14 protein-coding genes are annotated in these 20,704 nt (G+C 58.9%); 9 read left to right on the forward strand and 5 right to left on the reverse strand.

All coding sequences use genetic code 11. The features are described from left to right. The first annotated feature begins 15 nt into the window (after nt 1–15). From IPH10_05230 to IPH10_05265, 8 genes are all read left to right on the forward strand, one after another. Nucleotides 16–279, forward strand: a complete 264-nt coding sequence (locus tag IPH10_05230; protein MBK6910322.1) for a hypothetical protein — start codon at nt 16–18, stop codon at nt 277–279. Nucleotides 280–330: 51 nt separating this feature from the next. Further along, nucleotides 331–1,392 (forward strand): hypothetical protein, encoded by a 1,062-nt coding sequence (locus IPH10_05235; GenBank protein ID MBK6910323.1) that lies wholly within the window; start codon nt 331–333, stop codon nt 1,390–1,392. A 298-nt stretch (nt 1,393–1,690) separates the two neighbouring features. Next, entirely contained in the window at nt 1,691–4,159 is a 2,469-nt protein-coding gene (locus IPH10_05240; GenBank protein ID MBK6910324.1) for an ATP-dependent Clp protease ATP-binding subunit, read from the forward strand. A gap of 106 nt (nt 4,160–4,265) precedes the next feature. Then, nucleotides 4,266–6,029, forward strand: a complete 1,764-nt coding sequence (locus IPH10_05245; GenBank protein ID MBK6910325.1) for a cellulase family glycosylhydrolase — start codon at nt 4,266–4,268, stop codon at nt 6,027–6,029. Nucleotides 6,030–6,553: 524 nt separating this feature from the next. Then, entirely contained in the window at nt 6,554–7,225 is a 672-nt protein-coding gene (gene ribA / locus IPH10_05250) for a GTP cyclohydrolase II (GenBank protein MBK6910326.1), read from the forward strand. Nucleotides 7,226–7,388: 163 nt separating this feature from the next. Next, on the forward strand, nt 7,389–8,798 hold the full coding sequence (locus tag IPH10_05255; protein ID MBK6910327.1) for a hypothetical protein: 1,410 nt from the start codon (nt 7,389–7,391) through the stop codon (nt 8,796–8,798). A gap of 228 nt (nt 8,799–9,026) precedes the next feature. Then, nucleotides 9,027–9,341, forward strand: coding sequence for an RNA-binding protein (locus IPH10_05260; GenBank protein MBK6910328.1), 315 nt, complete (start codon nt 9,027–9,029; stop codon nt 9,339–9,341). Between the two features lie 80 nt (nt 9,342–9,421). Next, nucleotides 9,422–10,777: an FAD-dependent oxidoreductase gene (locus IPH10_05265; GenBank protein ID MBK6910329.1), complete on the forward strand. Its 1,356-nt coding sequence runs from the start codon at nt 9,422–9,424 to the stop codon at nt 10,775–10,777. A gap of 79 nt (nt 10,778–10,856) precedes the next feature. Here the strand turns inward: IPH10_05265 and IPH10_05270 are convergent, their stop codons facing one another. Genes IPH10_05270 through IPH10_05290 form a run of 5 tightly spaced genes read right to left on the reverse strand, consistent with a single transcriptional unit; the run spans nt 10,857 to nt 18,957 of the window. After that, the gene (locus IPH10_05270) at nt 10,857–13,544 is read right to left on the reverse strand and encodes an LPS-assembly protein LptD (protein MBK6910330.1); all 2,688 of its coding nucleotides are present in this window, start codon (nt 13,542–13,544) and stop codon (nt 10,857–10,859) included. Nucleotides 13,545–13,549: 5 nt separating this feature from the next. After that, on the reverse strand, nt 13,550–15,667 hold the full coding sequence (locus tag IPH10_05275) for a DUF1926 domain-containing protein (protein ID MBK6910331.1): 2,118 nt from the start codon (nt 15,665–15,667) through the stop codon (nt 13,550–13,552). A gap of 39 nt (nt 15,668–15,706) precedes the next feature. Next, on the reverse strand, nt 15,707–16,108 hold the full coding sequence (locus tag IPH10_05280; GenBank protein MBK6910332.1) for a hypothetical protein: 402 nt from the start codon (nt 16,106–16,108) through the stop codon (nt 15,707–15,709). Nucleotides 16,109–16,123: 15 nt separating this feature from the next. Then, on the reverse strand, nt 16,124–17,044 hold the full coding sequence (locus tag IPH10_05285; GenBank protein MBK6910333.1) for an ROK family protein: 921 nt from the start codon (nt 17,042–17,044) through the stop codon (nt 16,124–16,126). Then, the gene (locus IPH10_05290; GenBank protein MBK6910334.1) at nt 17,041–18,957 is read right to left on the reverse strand and encodes a hypothetical protein; all 1,917 of its coding nucleotides are present in this window, start codon (nt 18,955–18,957) and stop codon (nt 17,041–17,043) included. The genes IPH10_05285 and IPH10_05290 overlap by 4 nt, the downstream gene beginning before the upstream one ends. A gap of 186 nt (nt 18,958–19,143) precedes the next feature. Between IPH10_05290 and IPH10_05295 the strand changes: the two genes are divergently transcribed. Continuing rightward, nucleotides 19,144–20,664 carry an AAA family ATPase gene (locus tag IPH10_05295; protein MBK6910335.1) on the forward strand — a complete coding sequence of 507 codons (1,521 nt, stop codon included), beginning with the start codon at nt 19,144–19,146 and terminating at the stop codon, nt 20,662–20,664. The last annotated feature ends 40 nt before the right edge of the window (nt 20,665–20,704 follow it).

Here is a 20,704-nt window from a genome sequence, read left to right on the forward strand (position 1 = left end):
AAGGGAGGCAGATTCGTGTTCGGACCTGTACGGGAAGGGATGTTCTATTATAGCCGCCGTGATTTCGAAGACGGCGTGGCGACTCGGGTGTGGTACCTGCAGGATGGCGTCAAGCGCGGTTGGCAATGCACACCGTGGCGCGACGGGCGGGCGACGGGTATGACCTATCCGTTAAGCCCCGATACATGGGATTATCTGTATAGTGAAGAGGAAATGACGGCGGGAGTGCCGCATGCGCAGGGTGAGACGACGCGCGCGCATTCCGGCTTCACGAAGTAAGGGACCGGGTAACGACTGGGGAATAGTCCGCGCCAAGATGAGTGGAATAGGATGCACAAACTGCTGGTTAGTCTATGCCTGGGCCTGTGGGCCTCGTGGGCGGTTGCGCTTGCGCCGTCGGATGGTGTGCGCATCAACGAAATCTATGTGGCCGGGCCGCCGTCCCGCAGTGAGCAGGATGGATTCATCGAATTTTACAACGCCGGTTCCGCGACCGCCTACTTAGACGGGGCGATGGTGCTGCAGGGGTTAGATACCTTCGCGCAGTTAGCCTTTCGATTTCCCGGAGAGCCCGGCGGCCAGACGATAGCAATGGCACCGGGTTCTTTTTTTGTGCTGGCGACGGACGCTTACAATCATGCGGGCCTTGATCCGGCGTCACCGAATTTGTCATATGCGAATGTCGAAACCGCGCTCCCGCAGGAGCCGTTTCCGCCGGACAACGCGTCGGTGGAAAACATGGTGGATGTCATGGGCATCGGTTTCGAGTGGTTCTTTGTCAGGCGCTGGGGGCAGGTGCTATTGACGACCGGGGAAACGTGGTGGGCTCGGCCTTGCCAGCCGGGCGAGGCGTGCGGCAATCTGGTCTGTCAGGTGCCGCTCGAGGAGATCGTGGATGGAATCGAGTATCTCTATGCGCTAAGCGGCGATAGCCTGCCGCGCTTGAACAACGCCATAGACGCGGGCATTATCCTTGGCATCGAGCCATGGACCGGGCAGAGTGCGGAACGTCTTACACCCGGGCAGGATAGTGACAATAGCACAGACGACTTTCGAGTCCTCGCATTGTCCACGCCGGGTTACCAGAACGCCTTGGCCGTTCCGCAGCACCCGGACCCGTTCGTGGACACTCCGCTGCTTCTAAAGGCTTGGCCTAATCCGTTCAATCCTGAGCTAAATGTCGGACTGGACGTTGCGGAACGAGTGGTCGGCCGCCTGGCTGTTTTCGATGTAACCGGGCGGGAAGTTGCAGTGTTGCATGAGGGATGGATGGAGTCCGGGCGCCGGGAATTCCGCTGGCGGGCATCGTTGGCGGCCAGCGGGAGCTATTGGGTTGTTTGGCAGGCGGCAGGAAATGCGAGCCATCCTCTTCAGGTGCAGTTAGTGAAGTAGAGGTGTGGATAAGTTCCATTCGCGCGAAATACAGCGAGCATCAATGTTTACAACATCCTCACGGCTATGCAATGAAATGCGTGGCCTTTCATCGGCAGGCCGGGAGGAAATTGTGCGGACTGCGCAAGAGCGGCAAAGTATTTGCTGATTAATCAACAATTGCTGGGCCGGATGCGTACGTTGCCGACTCCAAACGGCTGCGTGGCATCAGTTAGCGCCCTTGCAATTGCAGTCGGTGTTGGCTAAATTGCGGACGCAGAGTGTGGTTACGGCCCGATGGGCTGACAAGTGAGGAAATATGCAGAACAAATTCTCCCTGCGCGTTCAACAAGTGATTCAGTACTCCCGGGAGGAGGCCCTCCGTTTGGGCCATGACTTCATCGGCACGGAGCACCTGTTGCTGGGCATCATTCGGCTGGGCGACGGTCTGGCCGTCCAGATATTGCACAACCTTGGGTGTGATCTGGACGAGCTGCGCGAGTCGGTCGAGGAGATGGTGGACACGACGCGCGGTACCATGAAGATAGGCAACATTCCGTTTACCAAGCGCGCCGAGAAGGTGCTCAAGCTCTCGTATATCGAGGGTAAGAGCTACTCGTCGGACATTATTGGAACGGAGCATTTGCTGCTCGCGCTTTTGAAGGAAGAAGACTCCATGGCCGCGCAGGTGCTGCACGGCTTTAATGTGACATACGAAAACGTCAAGGGCGAACTCGACAACCTGTTGCGCGGCAGCGGCCAACAGGCTCCGCAGGCGCCGCAGGAAAAGACGAAGACGCCGAATCTTGATCATTTTTCGCGTGACCTGACTAAATTGGCTCGTGAGAATAAACTCGATCCGATTATCGGTCGTGACGGCGAGATTGAACGTGTCGCGCAGATATTGTCGCGGCGCAAGAAAAATAATCCGGTTTTGATCGGTGAACCGGGCGTCGGCAAAACGGCGATAGCCGAAGGCCTCGCCTTGCGCATCGTGCAGCAGCGTGTCTCGCCGATTCTGTTTGGCAAGCGCGTGGTGGCGCTCGATTTGGGTTCGATTGTCGCGGGCACAAAGTACCGCGGACAGTTCGAAGAGCGCATCAAGTCCATTATGCAGGAGATCGAGAAGAACCCGGAGATCGTGCTGTTCATAGACGAATTGCACACGATTGTCGGCGCGGGCAGCGCCTCGGGATCGCTTGATGCCTCGAACATGTTCAAACCGGCCTTGGCGCGCGGCGAGCTGCAGTGCATCGGTGCCACGACGCTGAACGAGTACCGCCAGTCCATCGAGAAGGACGGCGCGCTCGAACGCCGCTTCCAGAAGGTGATGGTGGATCCGCCATCAGTGGAGGATACGATCAGCATTCTGCTTGGTCTGCGTGAGAAATATGAAGAGCATCACGGCGTAAAGTTCACCGACGAAGCCGTCGAAACGGCGGTGCGTCTGTCGGATCGTTACATCACGGACAGATTCCTGCCGGATAAGGCGATTGACGTCATTGACGAGACCGGTTCGTCCGTGCGCATTTCCCATATCGTGATTCCCGACAAGATTCTTGAAATCGAGAAGCAGATTGACGGCGTCAAGCACGAGAAGGAAGAGCTTGTCAAGCGGCAGGAGTACGAAAAGGCCGCCATGCTGCGGGACAAGAAGATCAAGCTCGAGCAGATGCTGCGCGAGGAAAAAGAGCGTTGGGAGCGCAGTGAAGCGCGGCCGACGCTGGTCGTAACGCCCGAGGAGATTTCGGCGACGGTGTCGCGCATGACCGGCATCCCGGTGGCGCGCGTAGCCTCGGGTGAAGGTGAACGGCTGTTGAAGATTTCAGAGTCGCTCTCGAAGAAGATCGTCGGTCAGACGCAGGCGCTCGAGATTATCGCGCGCGCCTTGCGCCGCGCGCGTTCGGGTCTGAAGAGTCCCACGCGCCCGATCGGCAGCTTCCTGTTCCTCGGCACGCCGGGTATCGGCAAGACGGAATTGGCCCACGCGCTGGCGGAGTATCTGTTTAACGATCCTGAAGCGCTGATTCGCATTGACATGAGCGAATACAGTGAGAAGTTCAACGTCTCGCGACTGATCGGCGCGCCTCCGGGCTATGTCGGTTACGATGAAGGCGGTCAGTTGACGGAGAAGGTGCGTCGCAAACCGTATAGCGTGGTGCTGCTCGACGAAGTCGAGAAGGCGCATCCGGAGGTGTTCAACGTGCTCTTGCAAGTGCTGGATCACGGCGAGCTGACCGACGGCACGGGCCAGAAGGTGGACTTCAAGAACACGATTTTGATTCTGACCTCGAATCTCGGGACGCGTGAGGCGGCCAAGTCCATGGAATTTGGTTTTGGCGGGCACGGTTCCGGCGATCCGACCAAAGAATCGCACGACAAGTTGTCGGGCAAAATGATGGACGAAGTCAAACGGATGTTCCGTCCGGAGTTCTTGAACCGTCTGGATGAAATCGTCGTGTTCAACATGCTCGATCGTCCGGCGATTGAAGTAATTCTGACCAAATATATTGACGACATCAACCGTCGTCTTGAGGACCGTGTGCTCTCGATTCAATTGACGAGCAAGGCGCGCGACTACTTGGTTGAGAGGGGTTTCAAACCCGAGATCGGCGCGCGTCTGATGCGGCGCACGGTCGAGAAGTACGTCGAAGATCCACTCGCCGAAGAGATTCTGCGTGAACGATTCCATGAAGGGTCGACGATTCAAGTCACGCTGAAGGGCGACGAACTGGTCTTCCGCGAATTCAAAGAGAAGATCCCCGAAGGCGCCGAAGAGAACGAATAGGGCGAATTTCCCTCCACTCGATATGACAGGCGAACGGGGCGACCATTACAGTCGCCCCGTTGCTCCTCCAGCCCCGTATCATTCCCATGAACACATGAGCACACCTATGAACACATTGCGAACTCTCTCACTCTTGCTGATCCTCGTTTCAACGACGCAGGCGCAGATCACGAGTTTCCTAAGCGTCGCGGGCCGCGACGTGGTGAATGACCAGAACGAAGTCGTCAAATTGCGCGGTATCAACATGGACGGCTACTTCTGGGCATGGGACTGGGATCAAAACCTGCACAACGACTACGCCGACGCCTCCGACATTCGCTTTCTCGACTCGCTTGGCGCAAATGCCATCCGCCTGTGTCTGAACTACAATTATTTCGCGACGAATGACGGTTTTGACTACATTGACCGTTATCTCACGTGGTGCGACACAGTGGGAATCTACGTACTGCTCGACATGCACGTGGTGCCGCAGGGCAACGGTATCTTCACCAATCCCGCCGCGCAGCAGCAGTTGATTGACATCTGGCAGGGGATCGCCGAACGCTATGCGGCGCGCGAGGTCGTGCTGGGTTACGATCTGATGAATGAACCGTGGCCCGGTGATTCCGCCCTGTGGTACACCTATGCCAATCGGTTGATTGACAGCATTCGCGTGATAGATCCGGGGCATATCATCATGGTCGAAAACACGCTCGACGGCGAATTGTTCGAGGTGATCAACGAGCCGAATATTCTCTATTCATACCACGACTACTCGCCATTTGCCGTGACGCACGCCGCTGCCGATTGGGTAGGCGACACACCCATGCCGGCGGACTACGGCTATCCCGGCGATGTTTTGTCAGGCACGGAATGGCTGACCTATTCTGAGGATCAACCCTACTGGACGACCTCGCGCGCGACGTGGCAGCCGTGGGACAGCGGCAATCTGATTGTGCCCGCCGGCGCGGACTTCGCCTACGCCAAGCCGAATGTGTACGGCAATGTCGGTGACGTGTATTACGACGACATGACCGCGTCCAGGAACGGAGTGGCACACGCCGTATACAACGGCGGTGCGGAACAGGAATCGTCATCGCAGTCGGGTCAGCCGGCCGTCTGGTCGTTTTATACGAGCGGTTCGCACAGCGGAGCATGGTCCACGCTTGCACACAGCGGCTCGCGCAGTTTGCGCATCAGCGGCACTCAGGACGGCTGGGGCGTATGGGGACAGGGCGGCTGGGTGTTGACGACGCCGTTCCTGCGCGTGTCGGGTGGCGACACGCTGCGTGTGACAGGTTACATGCGCGCTCCGGGCATCAACGGCGGCGGCGCAAGTTTGGGATTCGATTATATGAGCGGCATCTTTGAGCACTACGATCGTCAGCATCTGCGTGACGACATCGAGCGCTATGTCAGTTGGTCGGCTGCGCACACTCTTCCGATCTGGTGCGGCGAATTCGGCTGTATGTCGGCGGCGCCGGATAGTTCGCAAGAGAACTTGGTACGCGACAAGATTGCGGTGATGAACGAAGCTGGGCTCGGCTGGGCGATGTGGAGCTACCGGGCGCCGCAACCGCCTTCGTTCACGTTGTTTTATGACGACTCGGTGGATGTGCCGCTCACGCGCGTCATTGCCGATGGATTTGCGGGCGCGACGTGGCCCAACGCGATTCAAGATTTGACCATTGCGCATGAAGGCGCGGATGTTCTGCTCGCGTGGAGCGCGCTGCCCGGCGCGGCATCCTATACGATCTACGCCTCACCGGTGTATTCCCTCGATTTGAATGCCTATACGATTATCGGCAACAGTGTCACCAGCGGTTTTCGTCATGTCAATGGACTGGGCCCGGCGATGCAATTCTATTTGGTGACGGCACACTACGAATAGGAAGATTTACGGTGATCGCAAAACGGGCGACTCGCGGGAGTTGCCCGTTTTTTATGCCACGGAGGAGGGCGTTCAGGGGGGGGGGGGGGGGGGGGGGGGGGGAGCCGCCTTTGATTTGGAGGCGATTGGAAAGCTGTCCGAGTCCCTTATGTCCGTTAGATTTCGGCACAGCCCGGCCCCACAGGAGCGGCAAAAAGGGTGGCAGGATATCTTAGACCTTGGCAACAGTTATTCCGCCCGAGTTACCGAAATAGGCGGGCCGGTGTGGGTTCGGCTGAATGGCCGTATCCTGTCGCCGACGGTCACGAATGGCCTGGTTAGATTGCCGAAATGTCTCTGAATTTACTGGAACCTTGCCGCCGAGCTTGAAGTAGAACAGAAAGCAACCCATCAGGCCAACTTGTTTTGACACAAGTGGTTAAAATTTGATAGTTTTCGTCAGAATTAGATCAGCTTTTCTGGTCTAGAGACTACTTTTCCCACAGGTTGCACATACCGGTAGAAACACCAGAGGACTTCCGACCATGACGCTACCCGCTTGCAACTTCGCCGGACAATTTGGACCCGCCGGCAAGGTATTGACCTGGCCCGGTGAGGCTGTCTTTTATCCCTTGACCATCGTGGCCGAGGCCAATCTGCCGACGCGGTTTGGCGACTTTCGCATTGTGGCCTTTTCGCCGATGCCGGATGGCAAAGAGCACATTGCCATGGTGCGCGGGGAGGTCCGTGGTGCGTCGGCGGTGCCAACGCGAGTCCACTCGGAGTGCCTGACGGGAGACGTCATGGGGTCGTTGCGCTGTGACTGCCGCGATCAGCTCGAGGCGGCCCTGGAATTCATGGCGACACAGGACCAGGGTATCGTCATCTACTTGCGGCAGGAGGGGCGCGGTATCGGGCTGGCCAACAAGCTGCGCGCTTACGTCCTGCAGGAGCAGGGTCTGGATACGGTGGACGCGAATCATGCTCTGGGTTTTGACGATGATGAGCGTGACTACCGCGTCGCGGCGGAAATGCTGCGTGCTCTGGGCGTTCAGAGTATTACACTGCTGTCGAACAACCCCAAGAAGATCGTCGGGTTGGAAGAAAACGGTATTGCGGTCGTCGCGCGGCGCCAGCATCAACAGCCCTCGAACAAACACAATCACCATTACCTGCAGACCAAGGCCCGCCGTTCGGGTCACTATCTCGAATTCTAATCTCGAGGGACTTTGGGGGAAACAGCGGCGGCCCGGCGGGGGGCCGCCGTTTGTGTTTTGCGGACGGGCGGGTCATTGGAATATGCTTTACAATCTCACCGGAAAGCGGTAGATTCTATGCACTCAATTTTTGACCCTTCGGCAGATTAGCATAACTACCTACATGGCTACTGAATTTGATCGCACCGAGCCGGCCCGGATCACGCCGGCATCCATTCTCGAGCGCACTCTGAGCAAACCATCGTCCGCCTGGACCGAGCATGATTTGGCGCAGGCCTTCATCACGCTGGACTTGCGGCAAGTGGCTTTGATGCACGTGGGCGGCGACGGCACGCTGAAGGCGCTGGACTTCGCGCCGCGCAGCCACGACCATTTCTTGAGTATCGTCCGTTACGGTGAGCGCGCCGACGGATCGAGTCTTTTTCCCGGAACCGGCATCGTCGCCGGAGCTTCTGATATTGTCCTGAAGCCGCGCGTCGAGACGGCGTTCGTGGATCCGTTCTCGTCGGAAGGAACGTTGGCCATCATGTGCGGTCATGCGACGCGCACCGGCGATCCCTTGCCGCAGTCCGCTGACACGGTCGTGCGCGGCGCGGCGGCCGCGGTGCGTCGGGCGTTGGGAATTGAACTCTGCGCGTTGGGCGAAGTCGAGTATTTCCTTGGTCACGCCGATCACGTTGCGGTGGAAGATACCGCCGAAGAGCGCGGGTACCATGCCATGGCGCCGTTTGTCTTTGGTCACGATTTGCGCCGGCGGGCGCTGGCGCTGCTGGCCGAAATGGGCGTCTCAGTGAAGTACGCTCACAGTGAAGTTGGGCTGGCTGCGGCGCACGAGGAAAGCGGCATGTCGTGGGAGCAGCATGAGATCGAGCTTGCGCTCGAACCGCTGGCGCGCGCCGCGGACAATGTGCTGTTGACACAATGGGTGCTGCGCAATCTTGCGCATGAACAGAATCTGCATTTGAGCTTTGACCCCGTGGTCAAGCGCGGCCACGCGGGCAGCGGCATGCACTTTCACATGGCCCTGCGCAAGGGCGACGAGTTCTTGAGTGTGCGGCAGGCCGACGGCGAGTTCCGGCCCGAAGCGCAAGCGCTGATGGCGGCCCTGCTTGAGCATGGTGCGGCGCTCATGGCCTATGGCAATCGCAAACCAAGTTCGTTTGTCCGACTGTTCCAGGGCAAGGAGTCGCCGACTGCGATTACCTGGGGCAGTTTCAACCGGAAGGCGCTCGTCAGACTGCCGATCACCACGCGCGACGAGGCCGGGCGGTCAGTCTCGACCGAGACGATTGAATTCCGGTTGCCGGATGGCTCGGCGCTGCCGCACCTGCTATTGGCGGGGGTGGCGCAGGTAATGACGGCGGCGGCCAGCTGGACGAACCGGCCGGAGATCGTCTCCCGGACGGCTGCCGATGCGCAAGTCAGTGGGGGAGCCAGCAAGCTGCCTCAGAACGGCGGTCAGGTCGCGGAGGCCCTTGAACGGGTTCGCCCGATCCTCGAGGCCGGAGGCATTTTCCCGGTGGCGATGATTGACGCTGATCTGTCTCGCTTGAGGATGCCAGAAATCTCTTAAAATACTCTTGACTCCCCATAGATTTCATGGTATATTGGCCTTAAGCCGTTAACCGCTGTCTGCGGTTGACTTTTGAAGCCTTGGATGCTGTTCTGGCCTTGTCGCGACGGATCGGTGCTGCCCCCCTCGTTTCGATAGTTGGTTTGCAGGCGTGAAAGGCTTCCCCGTGGCTGGGGAAAGTGTTAATTTTCAGTAGATTGAACGGGGCGGACGGAAGGGAAGCAGAACATGCCGAAGAGACTTTACGTGGGCAATCTGCCGTTTAGTGCGACTGAGGAGTCAATTCGTCAGGCGTTTTCGGCGCACGGCGAAGTCACCAATGTAGCCATGATCATGGACCGTGAGACGGGTCGTCCGCGCGGTTTTGGCTTCGTTGAAATGGACGATGCGGGTGCTGATGCGGCGATCGTGGCCTTGAACGGTACCAATTTTGGTGGCCGTACGCTACGGGTGAACGAAGCTCAACCGCGCCCCGAAGGTGGCGGAGGCGGTGGCGGTGGATTCCGTGAGCGTCGTCCGCGTCGCGGTGGCATGGGCGAGTAAAACCCGCCTTTGATCAAAAATTATGCTCTGACAGCCCGTACTCCGTGCGGGCTGTTCTCTATTTTGCACGAAGCAGAGATTTGCGCAACGATTCGACAATAATTCTCGGTGCGGGCCCGGCAGGTCTCGCCGCCGGGTACTACATAACGCTGGCGGGACAATCAGCCCTGTTGTTGGAAGCCGCTGCGGAGGCAGGCGGCTTTGCGCGCACGTTTACCGATGGCGAGTTTCGCTATGATAGCGGAGCGCACCGCTTCCACGACAAGGATGTCGGAATCACGGAAGACATGCGGGCGCTGATGGGGGCCGAACTCCTCGAAGTACATGCTCCGAGCCAGATATTCTGGGAAAATCGCTTTCTGAACTTCCCACTCTCGCCGGGTAATCTCGTGCGGCGCATGGGACCAGTCAATCTCACGCGAGCGACGGTGGACCTGGCCACGGCGCGTTTGAGCGCTCGGGCCACGACACCGGACAATTTCGCCCAGAACGCCTACCATCGTTACGGCAAGACCATCGCCGATGCATTTCTGATCGGCTATTCCGAGAAGCTGTGGGGAATCGAAGCCGCCCGGCTCATGCCGGAAGTTAGCGGCGGTCGGTTGAAAGGGCTGTCGGCGCGCACGATGCTCGTAGAACTTGTGCGTGGTCAGCGCGGCAAGACGCGGCATCTCGATGGTTCGTTTTTCTATCCGCGCGGCGGCTACGGTCGCATCGCCGACCGACTTGCAGAAGTGATTGGGCCGGAAAATATTCTCACGAATAGCCGCATCACGAAAATCCGGCACGACGGTCGGCGCATTACCGCAGTCGAGATCAATGGCCGGGAGAGTTTCACGCCCGAACGCGTCATCAGCACGCTGCCACCGGTGCAGATGCTGAAGCTGCTCGATCCGGCGCCGCCTGCGCCGCTGATCGAATTGGCCGGACAACTCAAGTTCCGCGACCTGCTGCTGATTGCATTGTTTCTCGATCGGCCGCGTGTGTCGGCCAATGCTTCGATTTACTTCCCGGCCCGTGATATTCCGTTCACGCGGCTTTACGAGCCCAAGAACCGCTCGCATGCGATGGCTCCGCCGGACCGGACATGCGTCGTGGTGGAGATACCCTGCTTCGCGGGCGATGAGCAATGGCAGCGCGATGATCAGGATTTGCGCGATCTCGTCGCGGCGCATCTGCATTTGGCGAATCTGATTTCTCCGCGCGACGTGCTCGGCGGGCGGATACACCGTCTGCGCGCCGCCTATCCGGTATTGGAAGTGGGCGTGGAGTCCATTGTCCGGGAGACGCAGACCTACCTGAACGGTCTGTGTAATCTGCACGTAGTCGGTCGAGCCGGACGATTTGAGTACACTCATGTCCACGATCTTCTGCGGCAGGGCAAAGAGCTGGCGCAGCGGATGCAGGCTTCAGTGAAAGCGGCCGGCATCGCATAACGTACTTCTAAGTTAATAGCAAAAGACCGCAGTCCTCATGGGCTGCGGTCTTTGTTTGTCGGACGGGCGACTCTCTGAACTAGTATCCGCGTAAGTTGCCGCCGCGGTTGCGCTCGATCTTGACGTCACGAAGTTGCGGCGATTTCAATCCGATGTGCAGATAATAGCCGGGGCTGTAGCCGATCGGCGACCAGCTCAAACTCGCCTCCCAGCAATGCAGGTCGCGCGTGAGTGTGACGCTGGCATTCTGCGCGATTCTGCGATCGAGATCGAAATAGTAACTCACTGATGCATCCCAGCGCGGAGTCAGCTTGGCGTCGAAATTCGCTCCCATGGTGGATGTCTTGGAATCAGCCACAAAGTCGCGGGCGTGGCGCACATTGAAACGCATCGTTAACGGCATGTCGAAGAACGTGTCGAATGCTTCGTCCTTCTTCTTCTTATCGGCTTGCGGCAGCGGCGGCATCTCGGGACGGCTGTCTCCGAGAATGTTATTCGGGTTGTATGGCAATCCTCCGGCGGCGGTCGTGTCAAACTCGGACAGTTCGCCGCCTCCGCCTCCGAAGTTCAGCAGATCAGCCACACGCTCCGCTCCGATCATGAAGTCCACTGAACCGCTGGCACGCTGTAAATCGAAGGGCGAGTACCACTGTGCGCCGTCGCGTTCCCAGAAGAATCGATCCACCCGGTGGCCGTTCTCCGTCTGGTAGAGCGAATGCGTAGTGGACACATCGAAGCCCATGCCTTGCAGCGGACCGATAATGCGGCCGGGAACGGCGGTGCGAAAGCTCGAAGAAATGTCGTTCCATTTCAAGGAATCCCGTTTGAAGTCAATACCCGTGCTGAAATTTGCACTTAGGAGATCAAACTTTTTCTCTTTACCGGCTTCCGCGTCGCCGGATTTCATTTGCACGAGATTGCCCAGACTGATACTCATCGCCTCGGAGAGACCGACGGGAGTGCCGCCGACCAAACCACTCTGCTCGCCGGTGCGAAAACGGTCATACGTATACTCACGGCCATCGGGCAGCCGCGTGGTTTCAAAGTAGCCCCACTCCTTGTCGGAAAAATCGGGCCGGTAACGGAAGCCCACGGTCGGTGTCATCACATGTCGAAACTGCGCGCGGATGCCCAGCGGCTCGCGCAGAAGTCCATAGAGTTTCGTTGAGGCGGAACTGCCGACGTCGAAAGTGGTGCGCGTGAAGAAACCGTACTCGTCCTCGCGGTCGTAAATCGAATCGGCGGGAACATAGTGCAGCGCGCGCCGCGTCCACACATGCCGCCAGTCGAGCGAAGGATTCAGATTGATGTAGCGGAGGAGTCGGGCCGTAGCGGCGAACGATCCGGCATGTGCCGCGCCGTCCCGTTGAATCGTGGACGTGCTGTCGTTTCCGAAAATGATCTGCGGATCGCGCGGTGCGCCGACGTAGCCCAGCGAATCGGGGCGGCGCGCCTCTTCACGGAATGTGAGCGGGTGCGCGAGGTCATTCGTGTAGCCGACGTTATAGCTCCACGTGAAGGCGCGGTACCACGGTTCGCGGACTTCTTTGGGCGCAACGGCGAAACGAATGCCGCGCGGCGCTTTCGGCGCGGGGAAGAGCCGTCCCTGTTTGTGCGTGAAGCGCACGGCAGGCAGCGTGGCGCTCCACGTCTCTTGCTTGATGTTCTGCGTGAAGCCCACGTTGACGCTGGAACTCCACGGCGAATTATTCCAGGACTTGGACAGCGTCGCATTCGAACGCACGGTTTGATTCAGCCGGTCATTCGTCGAGCCGAATTGCTCGGTGTAGCTCTGATCCGACACATAGGCGCCCGACGCCGTGATGCGGGTCAGCGGGTCAATCGTCTGATTGTGCGTGGCGGCGATTTGCCAGCGGCGGTTGCGCGCATTGTCGTGCCGCTGGGTGTCAAATTCGAAATCCACATTGCCATTCAACTGATAGCGCTTGGCATAACGGAATTTGGAGCGGCCGAGCATACCGTAGGTTTCGAAGTAGTCCACGCTGCCCAGCAGATCCATATACTCGGACATCGCCCAGTAGTAGCCGATGTTGCGGAGAAACCTCCCCTGAGCGGCTGACTCGCCGAATACCGGCGTGATGAATCCGCTTGTGCGGCCTTTCTGAATCGGAAAGACGCCGTATGGGAGCGCCAGCACCGGCACATCGGCGAAATACAGGTAGACCGGTCTGGCAAAAACCCGCTCTCCGACTTGAATCTTCAGCACGTCTGCGCCGAAATGAAAATGCGGCGTGTCGAGTTCGCACGTGGTGAACTCGCCGCGCCGCACAGTCAAGACGTCGTCGGAGATGCGTTTGAACTGCTTGCCGTAATAGGCGCCGTCCTGATAGACCGTGCGCCCGCCTTTGACGCGTCCGATCTTTGACTTGAGATTGTAGGCGATCTCGTCGCCGATAAATTCTTCGGAACCCTGTTTGAATTGTGGCTGCCCGACGGTAACAATCGTGTCTATGACAGTGTTTGTCGAGTCCGTGTAGAGCGTATCGAAGGTCGGCACGGCGATCATCGTCTGCTCGTCCCACGCCAATTGAATCTGCCCGGCGGTGAGCACCATATCCTTATACTCGATGCGCGCGTTACCGGACAATATCGTGGTGCGCGTCAGCAGATCGAAGTCAATCGCGTCGGCGCTGTAGGCTATAACCGTGTCCACGCCGTCGGCGCGGCGCGCAGTTGAATCAGGCGCGTTTTCCTGCGCATACAGCAGCGATGCAACGAGCACAAGCAGAAGCAGCAGCGGTCTCACGGTGATTAGCAGTCAGCCAGCTCCGCGGTGAAGCTCATGCGCCAGACGTCGCCGGGCGCAAGCCGCAGTTCCCACGAGAACATTAACGCAATGGACTGGAAGACGCGTTCGAAGCCGCCTTCGGACAGCGACACGCTCTCGACGGGGACGCGCCACAGTTTGGCCGCCACGCTGCTCTCGAGCTTGACGCGCACGCCTTCATGTTCGTCAGCCAATTGCACGAGCGTGACGCCGGGAGTTTCGGCGGATTCACGGAGCGGCCGTTTCACAACGTCGGTGCCGGGAATCGAGAAATGGTGCTGACCGGAGTTCGGAGCCATCAACGCAAAATTCCATTCGACGCCGAACGGTCCGAACAGCTCCTGGCCTGAGAGATTGCTTACTTCGTAGTCCACGGTCATCGTCGCACGGCTGGGCGTGACCCGCACCGTTTTGGCGATCCGGACGGGCAATGTGCCGAGCTTGCCGTCGCGCACGAGCTTTGCGCCGTCTGGAAACATCTCCGCCAATTCATATTCACCCTTCAGGAAATCGCCGTAGTCGTCGAGCGTTCCGGCGCGGAACTGTGCAATCGTGCTGTCGAAGCCGAAGAAGTGATCGAGCAGAGCGCGGCGCGGCCACTTGTCCACGGTGACCAAATTCTCCAAACCCTCTTCCTTCTTGAGGATCAGGTCGTGAATAGACTCGGCGGTATCGTGCTCCTCGTCCGGCTTGCTCACGGTGGCGCGGGCGACATCCATGTGGTAAGGCTCAACCTGCCGAGTCAGCGTGTTCAGCAGGTTATACCCTCGCGCACGAAGGTCCCATTCAAATATTGTACCGCCTTCGCATGGCGCGAGATAGACGTTCATCGCGGCGTTTTCAATCAACAGCTCACGGCGGCCGTCCGCGTCATGGTCCACGTGGTCAATGTCTACCCACTTGCGCCCGCGATGCAGGAGATTGTCGAGCGCGTATTCGCCCTGAATCAGTTCTTTCCACACGGCGTGCCGCAGGTGCGGCAAGTAAAGTCCGCCGAACACGCCATGCCAGTACGGGCAGTTGCACTGACCGCGCAGGACCGGTGTATGATACTGCGAATCGGTCTTGCGTGACGAGAGCGAGTGATACTTGCGCGACACGCGCAGCATCTTCTTCTGGAGATAATTTACTTCGTTATACTTGGCAAGGAAGCCGCGCCAGAAGCCGCCCTTGATGAACGGGCGGATTTTGGGCCAGTCCTCGCGTTCTTTGAGTTCGTGCACGAGACTTTCAAAGCGCCGGCGTGCCGCCGTCGGCAGCGTCCACTCGCCCATTTCGAAATACGAACCGGTCGGCAGATAGGTGCGGCCCTTCGGCGGGATGCGGTCTCGCGCCTCGGCCATGGTCAGAAGCTCGACGTCGTGCTCGTGCTCCATCAGCATCGAGAAGAAGCGCCGCAGCCATCCGTCTTCGTAGATCGGTTTGTACGTTCGCGGCCATAGTCCGAACTTTTCGCCGTCGTCACCCATCAGGTAGAGCGAATTGGGCCGCGCGTCGGCATGCGTCAGAATGTAGTCGAAGGTCGCTTCGGGTTCTTTGAATGGGATCGCGTAGCGGAGCGCCAGATGATTGGGAAACATGGCGAGCGGTCCGTTATGCGATTCCGTCATGAAGTACCCGTTCAGCTCTTCGGGCATGTGTCCGGCGGCCAAGAAGAGATCATCGTCCATCGAGATGTACTCGACGCCGGCCTCGACCAATAGCGCCGCGAATCCCGGCTCCCAGACGCGCTCGGGCAGCCACGCGCCGCGTGGGCGCGCGCCGAACCGGCGGCGGAGATAGTCGTTCATTCGCTGAAAGTGCTCGATGGCATCGTCGTGCGGAATCGCGGCGAGGACGGGTTCATAAAATGCGCCGCCGATCAATTCAATCTGTCCGCGGCTATGCAGCTCGCCGACAAGGTCAAGATATTCGGGCAGGTGAGATTCGCACCATTCAAGCAGGCAGCCGGACGTGTGCAGGCTCAGGCGAATGCGCGGAAATTCGAGCAGCGTCTTGAGAAACGGCTTGTAGCTCTTCTCGTACGCTTCGCGCATCACCCGGTCGAAATTGCCGATGGGCTGGTGATTGTGCAGTTCTAAACAGAGATAAACTTTGGACACGTGCAGGGGATGTTTGGCTATGGGTTAGGCGGACAAGTACTATTCGGGGTAGATGGTGACGGTGACATTTTGAATGATCTCGGCGCCGTCACGGTTTTCCATGGTGTCAATCAGAGCGTAGTTGAAATCGGCGAACGACTCGGCCGATGAGGAGTAGCCTGTGCACTCGACATGGTAGAAGATGCGCACGTCCTCCTCGATCTTCTCCCATACTTTGACGAAGTGATTGCTGTTGCGGCAACCGGTTTCGTGCGTGTCAAATTCACCTGAGTAGTTCCAAATGACGCGCGCGCATTCCGGCAGCTCGCGGTTGGGGAACTGGCCGTCGCGCACGGTGACGTTGAGAATCCAAACCGGGAACGTGTCTTCGGGCTCGTCCTTCTTGTCGCAGGCTGAAAACGTGAGGGACAGCGCGAGAGTGCACAGCAGCAGACGAAGCATGGAAGACCTCCAGACTTAGACAGACTGTTCGAACCAGAGTGCGGCGGCTCCGAGCATGCCGGCGTAGTAGCCGAGCTGTCCGGGCAGGATGTGCAGCTTTTCGGTATGCGGCGGCAGTGCACGCTGCCGCAAATGTGCTTCGAATCGTTCAAAGAAATAGGCGGCTTGATGCGTCGTGCCGCCGCCGATGACGATGGCCTCAGGATTCAGCACATGCAGCCAGCTTGCCGCGGCCTCGGCCAGTTGACGCGCCAGGATATCGTGAATCTCCTTGGCGCGTGGCTCGCCTTGCGCGGCCAGTTCGGTGATGCGGCGCGGCGTCGGGAATTCTCCGCTCTTATAGCGTTCGTCCACCAACCGGTCGAAAGCCGCGCGGCCGACATACGCCTCGACGACGCCATGACGATCTAAAACCGCCGGACCGTCGGGAGAAATAATCGTAAAGCCCATTTCACCCGCGGCTCCGCGCGCACCGCGATAGAGTTTGCCGTCAATGAACACGGCTCCACCCAGGCCGGTTCCGACGGCGCAGGCGACGAAGTGCTTGAAGTTGCGTGCGGCCCCCCAGCGATGCTCGCCGACGGCAAAGTTGTTGACGTCGTTATCCATAACGACGGGCAGGTTGATTGCGGCCGCAATGGCGTCGCGAATCGGTTCGCCGATCCAATCCTTGAAGTTGGGGGCCCACAACACCGTATGCATCGTTTCATCCACAACACCGGGAGCGCCGATGCCGGCTCCCAGTGGTGTCACGCCGTGCTTGTCACACAGGGCGCGCACCGTTTCGGCAAGTGCGGCGACCACCTCACGCAACTCGCGCGGCTTGGGTGTGGGCGTCGTTTCCTTGTCGAGCAGTTCACCGTCGGCGCTGACCAAGCCGACTTTCAGATTGGTGCCGCCGATATCAATACCGAGCGCAAGTTCGTTAGAGTTCATTCCGGAAGGCTGGCGTTTTCAAAACGCAATTTGAATACACTGGCAGGTTCTTCGATCAGGGTCACGCGGACGGGTCCATCTCCCGGTTCGAGCTTAAACTGCTGCGACAGCGCGCCGGTGGGAGTGGGCATGTAAATGGAACAGATAAACTCTCGGGTTAAGCCGTTCGCGGCGATCCACGCCTGCCTGTTGGCGAAATCGTAGTCTACATAGAGTTCACCGTTTCCGAACGGCACGCGTGCGCGGGTGCGGCCCCAGCCTTCCGGCAGCCGCGGATGAAATGTAATTTTGCCGCCGCGCCAATGCGGTTGAATACCGAGGTAGCTGTGTACGACAAACTCGACTTCCGCGCAGGCTGAGGCAACGGCGGGTGCGCCAAAATCCGACTCAAGCAACCGCCCGGGATGCTCTGGATTGAGCAGCGCGGCCTCGGCTCGTTCCCAGTGCGCCGACTCGCGCAATCGTATACTCCGGTCAAACTGATAGCGTGCGACGGCCAACTCAATCGGCCACGCTAAATCGGTCAGCTCGAACCACTTCTTATCTACCGTCTCGAACCAACCGACGCTGGCCCGGCTGACGATATGCAAGAGCGCCAGCGTATCCGGCGCGACAAAGGGCTCTTTGGGTACGCGCTGTCGCCGAGAATAGCCGTCGGGGTCGGGCTCTTCTCCGATATACTGCTCGGCAACCAGAGTCGTGTCTTTGAGGAACTCCTGCGTTTTGCGCCAGACTCTGACGCGCCGCTTCAATTCGTCTTGCGCGTCGTCGCGGGCCTCGTGCGCCTGTTTCGCGTAACGGTTCCGCACATCGGGATAGTCCGCCGCGAGATTCTCTTCTGCGAAAGTCCACAGGGTCGCCTCGCGGAAGCGCTCTTCGAGCGTGGTGCCCAATTCAATGGACCGCGAAGAAGCATCGAGCTGGGCCATGCCTTCGTAGAACAGCAGCTTGGCGGCGGTGAAAGCCGAGTCCGGCAGACAGCCCCACTTGAACAGAGTGCGATAGGCATTGAGCCCATAGGTGAGGAACTCGATGCGCGCCTGCTCGGCTTCGAGATCGGTTAGGTATCCCGGAGCAAAATCAGCGTGCACAAGCCACACTGCCTGTGTCCGATCGGCAGTTTCCTCGCGAGTGTACGGTTGCATAGACGGGCCGGGCGTCACCGGCGGTATCGAACTGATCAGCAGCGCGAGGGCTCGGTTGGCGTAGAACGACTCGGTGAGTATATCCAGTCCGCGATCCCGGCCATCATCTTTCGATTCGCTCCAATCGAGTGTCACTACCCGCTTGTCGGCGTCGTCAAAGCGAATCATGGCCGAGCGGAACGGTCCGTCGGCTGGCAACGGGGCAATTTCCCCTGCCGCCTCCACGTGCCATTGACCTTGCCAGGGGAGGTGGAGCGCCATGCCACGGCGTTCCGGCTGCCAGAATTCCTGCATCGCGGCCAGCCCACGCAGCTGCGCATCGCCCAGATCAACGGTCAGCTTCGCCTCGATCAGACTGGCCGCTTCCCCCTCCAGCCGGAAAGTCACGCGATGCCCGTCTTCAGAAAATTCAATGCGACTCGTGAGCCCAAGCGCGGCGTTGGAGACGCTTACGCTGCCGACCGACTGCACGCGCTGGCTAAACTGTAGCGGCTCCTGCGTTCCTGCAATGTACCAGGCCACTCGCACTTGGAGCGGATCAGGCGTTGTTAGGTTTAGCGGCAGGGGAGTGCCGGCCAGAGTCCTGACTGGGCCAACCTCCCAACCGCGAATGAGCAGCGGTAGGAATGACGAGTCCGGGATAGCGAATTCTAATGGCTGTTTTGCCTGCAAATACGGGTTGAGCGGCGCGAATTTTGGTTCACCGCAGCCGCCCAGCATCAATGCTCCCCAAACCAGTAGCAGTGCGTGCAGATGCTGTTTTTGCATAGATTTAAGAAGATACGAAAGCGGCCAATGAGGTGCAAGCGGCAAAACCCCTCGCCGGTGCCTCGCAAGTTGCCGGGCGGATGCTTATATTTTCGGGAGTTGGCGGAACCCTGCCCTCGGCGACTGGGTACAACGGGGACACTGCCGGATAGGGTAGTCCTCCCGGCCCACAGAATTAAGGAAAGCATGTCTAATACTCCTCCAAATCCTGAGAAGATTCGCGAAGAAGTCGGCGAATTCCTGCGCGAACGCTACGGGGACAACGTTGCGGTCGCCGATTACGATCTGGGCGCACCGCACGACGGGACGGAAAGCAAGTCCCACGGTCCGGGGCTCGACGGAATTGATTTCAAACTGCGCCCCACAGAACTCGAGGCCTATTTGAAGCAATATGTCGTGCATCAGAGCGACGCCGTGGAAATCCTGGCCACCAAGATCTGCACGCACTTTCATCGGCGCAAATGGGAAGCTGAGAATCCGTCGAGCGAGCCGTCCGTGGGGCGGATCAAGTCGAACATCTTGATGATCGGCCCAACAGGCGTTGGTAAGACCTATATCGTCAAACTGATCGCGGACAAGATCGGTGTGCCGTTTGTCAAGGGTGATGCGACGAAGTTCTCCGAGACCGGATACGTTGGCGGCGATGTGGATGATCTGGTACGGGATCTCGTGCGGGAAGCGGGCGGTGATATTTCGCTGGCCGAATACGGCATTATCTACATAGACGAAATTGACAAGATCGCGGGCTCCGGCAGCAGTTGGGGACCCGACGTGTCGCGCACGGGTGTGCAGCGCGCGCTGTTGAAACTGATGGAAGACACCGATGTTGACCTGCGGACTCCGCACGATTTGGCCAGCCAGATGGAAGCCGTGATGGAGACGCAGCGCCGCGGCAAGGCCGTGCGCAAGAAAGTTTCGACGCGCAACATGCTGTTCATCATGTCGGGCGCGTTCGCCGGGCTGCCGGATATCATCCGCAAGCGTTTGAGCAAAGGCACAATGGGCTTTGTGCGTTCGGAGGAGATTCCCGCGCAGGACGAGGAACTGTTCAAGCGCATCACGACGACGGACTTGATTCAATATGGTTTTGAATCAGAATTTGTGGGCCGCTTGCCAGTTGTGGCGCAGTTGACGGAGCTTGATGAGGGCGCGCTCTATGACGTCTTGCGCAATGCGCACTCGGCGGTGATTCAGGGTAAGAAGCGCGACTTCGCGGCCTACGGAATCGAACTCGATTTCACGGATGAGTCCCTGCGCGAAATTGCGCGCCGGGCGCACTCGCTGGGGATCGGAGCACGCGGCTTGACTTCGATTGTCGAGCGCGCGCTGATCAAGTTCGAAAAGCTGCTGCCCGCCTCAACCATTCGCAAGCTGACGGTGACAAATGACCTGCTGAACGATCCCGTGCGCGTGGCCGAAGACCTGCTGATCACTGACGCCATCAACACGTTCCAGCGCGGCTTCCTTGAGAAACACGGTTTGATTCTGGAGATCCCGGCGGCGTCGCAGCAGTGGATTCGTGAGCAGATGGATCGCGAGCCCGTGCAAATCGTCTATCGCCTCCAGCAGATGTTTACGAATTACGAATACGGCATGAAGCTCGCGGGCCGTCAGAGCCTTGAAGTGACTCCCGAAGTCTTGGCCAGCCCGGAGCAGTATCTCGACGCTATGATCAAGAAAGCCTACGCGGAGCGCGGCGAGAGCTAAAAGCAAATTACCAGTGGCGGAATGGCTTAACGCAGAAAGG

It is taken from the genome of bacterium, assembly GCA_016702305.1.
Taxonomy (GTDB): Bacteria; Electryoneota; RPQS01; order RPQS01; family RPQS01; genus JABWCQ01.